The 2,930-nt window shown below is 61.6% G+C and carries 3 protein-coding genes; all 3 read left to right on the forward strand.

Annotated elements, in window-relative coordinates:
* Positions 1-483, forward strand: a 483-nt coding sequence (locus ACR0KX_RS21055; RefSeq protein WP_480708770.1) for a GntR family transcriptional regulator, incomplete at its 5' end; no start/stop codon positions are given.
* An 11-nt stretch (positions 484-494) separates the two neighbouring features.
* Positions 495-1,889, forward strand: a complete 1,395-nt coding sequence (gene tcuA / locus ACR0KX_RS21060) for an FAD-dependent tricarballylate dehydrogenase TcuA (protein WP_480708771.1) — start codon at positions 495-497, stop codon at positions 1,887-1,889.
* The coding region (gene tcuB / locus ACR0KX_RS21065) for a tricarballylate utilization 4Fe-4S protein TcuB (RefSeq protein ID WP_480627451.1) at positions 1,879-2,930 on the forward strand (1,052 nt) is incomplete at its 3' end. The genes tcuA and tcuB, both read left to right, overlap by 11 nt.

The raw sequence follows: 2,930 nt of genomic DNA on the forward strand, positions 1-2,930 counted from the left end.
CATGTGCCACGGCAAGGTGCCACCGTGCGCAGTCTGGATTACGCCGAGGTCATGGAACTCTATGAGATGCGCGCGGTGCTTGAAGGGACAGCGGCCCGTCTGGCAGCCCGCGCGGCCTCGGATGTCGAACTGGATGAGCTGGACCTTTTGAACGACCGGCTGGCCGAGGCGGGTACTGGCCCCGATGCGACCCAAATCAACAAGATCTTTCACGCGACCCTGCTGGATGCGGCCAAGAACCGGTTTCTGGCAAAATCCATGTTGTCCTTGCAAAAGGCGCTGTTGATCCTTGGGCCCTCGCAATTGCTGGATAGCGACCGCGCCGAGGCCGCAGTGGCCGAGCATCGGCGCATCATGGCGGCTTTGAAGGCCCGCGATGGTGCGGCGGCCGAGACAGAGATGCGCGCGCATATTCAGGCGGCACAACGGATGCGCATCCGCGCGTTGCAGGACCGCGACCGCTCAATCGACGAAAGCCAGTAGGTAGACAGGATATGGCCACCCCAAAGGAAGCTTACGATATCGCTGTGATCGGTGGCGGCAATGCGGCTCTCTGCGCTGCGATGACTGCAGCCGAGGCAGGCGCGCGCGTTTTGATCCTTGAAACGGCGCCAAAACCTTATCGCGGCGGAAACTCGCGCCATACGCGCAACTTTCGCTGTATGCATTCGGGCCCGTTGGGACCGCTCGTCGCGGCGTATGGCGAAGATGAATACCTCTCGGATCTGCTGAAAGTCACCGGCGGTAAAACCGACGAACATCTGGCCCGCCTCGCGATCCGAACGTCGGAAGAATGCCTGCCGTGGATGCAAGAACACGGGGTCCGGTTTCAGCCGTCGCTTTCCGGCACATTGTCATTGGCACGGACCAATGCGTTTTTCATGGGGGGCGGCAAATCTCTGGTGAATGCCTATTACCGGACGGCGGCAGGTTTGGGTGTAGATGTGCTGTATGAGGCCGCTGTGACGCATCTGGAACTGAACAGCGACCAGATCGAGTGGGTCGATTACACCTATGAAGGCCAGTCTCATCGCATCGCGCCCAAGGCGGTCATCGTTGCCTCCGGCGGCTTTCAGGCAGACACCGATTGGCTCACCCGCGCCTGGGGTGAGCCTGCGAAGAACTTTCTGATCCGGGGAACGCCGTACAACCGAGGCGTGGTCCTGTCTGATCTGCTGGATCAAGGCGTAGAAAGCGTCGGCGACCCGACCCAATGCCATGCCGTTGCCATTGACGGGCGCGCGCCGAAATTCGACGGCGGCATCGTCACCCGTCTGGACTGCGTGCCGTTTTCCATCGTCGTGAACAAACATGCCGAGCGGTTCTATGACGAGGGCGAAGACGTCTGGCCCAAGCGCTATGCGATCTGGGGCCGTTTGGTGGCGGCGCAGCCGGATCAGGTGGGATATGCCATCATCGACGCCAAGTCGCGGAACCTGTTCATGCCGTCCGTGTTCCCGCCGCTAAAGGCGAACACGTTGGACGAATTGGCCGGGATGATGGACCTGCCTGCGGACAAACTGAAAGCAACCGTCAGCGCATTCAACGCCGCTTGCGGCGACATCAGCGGGTTTCATCCGACCGAACTGGACGGGGTGGCGACCTCGGGCCTGATCCCGCCCAAGACCAACTGGGCGCGCCCAATTACCGAACCGCCGTTTTATGGCTACTCGCTGCGGACCGGCGTGACCTTTACCTATCTTGGGTTGAAGGTTGACGAGACGGCCCAGTGCTCGACGCCCAGCGGTAAGATCAAAAACCTGTGGGCGGCCGGGGAAACGATGGCCGGGTCCATCCTTGGGCAAGGCTATCTGGCGGGCTTTGGCATGACCATCGGAACTGTCTTTGGACGCATCGCAGGACGAGAGGCCGCCGCTTATGCAAACTGATCTTATTCAGGAAGCCCGCCGCCAGGCCGAGATCTGCAACGCCTGCCGCTATTGCGAGGGCTATTGCTCGGTCTTCCCGTCGCTTCATGCGGAACGCGCGTTCTCGGATGGGGACATCACGCAATTGGCCAACCTGTGCCATAACTGCCGGGGCTGTTACTACGCCTGCCAGTACACCGCCCCGCACGCGTTTGACCTGAACCTGCCCAAGGCGCTGGCCGAAGTGCGGCGCGACAGTTGGGAAAGCTTGGCATGGCCGCAGCCGCTGGCACGACGGTTCCACACCCATGGCGGGGCCATCGCCCTGGCGCTTGTGGTCGGATTTGCCCTGTTGTTCTGGGCGACCCGCGCCATCGGTTCCAGCGGAGGCGAAGGGTTTTATGCCGTCCTGTCCCACAACGCGATGGTCGCGATCTTTGCGCCTGCATTCCTGCTGCCTCTGTTCAGCATCGCCTTCAGCCTGAGGCGCTATTGGACCGAGGTTGGCGGCAAACCGATCCAGATGTCTGATCTGACGGTTGCGCTCAAACGTGCGGGCAAGATGCAGGATCTGGCCGCAGGCCATGGCGAGGGCTGCAACTTCGAGGACGAAGACCGGTTCAGTCAGGGCCGACGCCACATCCACCACGCCATCATGTATGGCTTCCTGCTGTGCTTTGCGTCGACCTCGGTGGCGACGATCATGCACTATGTCTTCGGAATGCACGCGCCTTACGGGTTCTGGTCGTTGCCGAAACTGTTCGGGATTTCCGGGGGGCTGCTGCTGACGGTGGGATGTGGTGCGATGGCGCTGCTCAAGCAAAAGTCAGACCGAGACCTCGGCGATCCGTCGGCCTGGGGCGGGGATATCGGCTTCATCCTGTTGCTCGGGTTTGTGGGCCTCAGCGGGCTGGTTCTCTATGCCCTCGGGTCAACGCCTCTGATGCCCGCACTGCTGGCCATCCACCTCGGATCGGTCCTGACCTTCTTCCTGCTGACGCCCTACACAAAAATGGCACACGGCTTCTATCGGCTTGCGGCGCTGGTCCGGGACGCGCAACG

The sequence above is a fragment of the Ruegeria sp. BG5 genome (genome assembly GCF_056538425.1).

Coding starts and splice junctions, on each gene's coding strand:
- tcuA (WP_480708771.1), top strand. CDS start 495: ATGGCCACCCCAAAGGAAGCTTACGATATCGCTGTGATCGGTGGCGGC.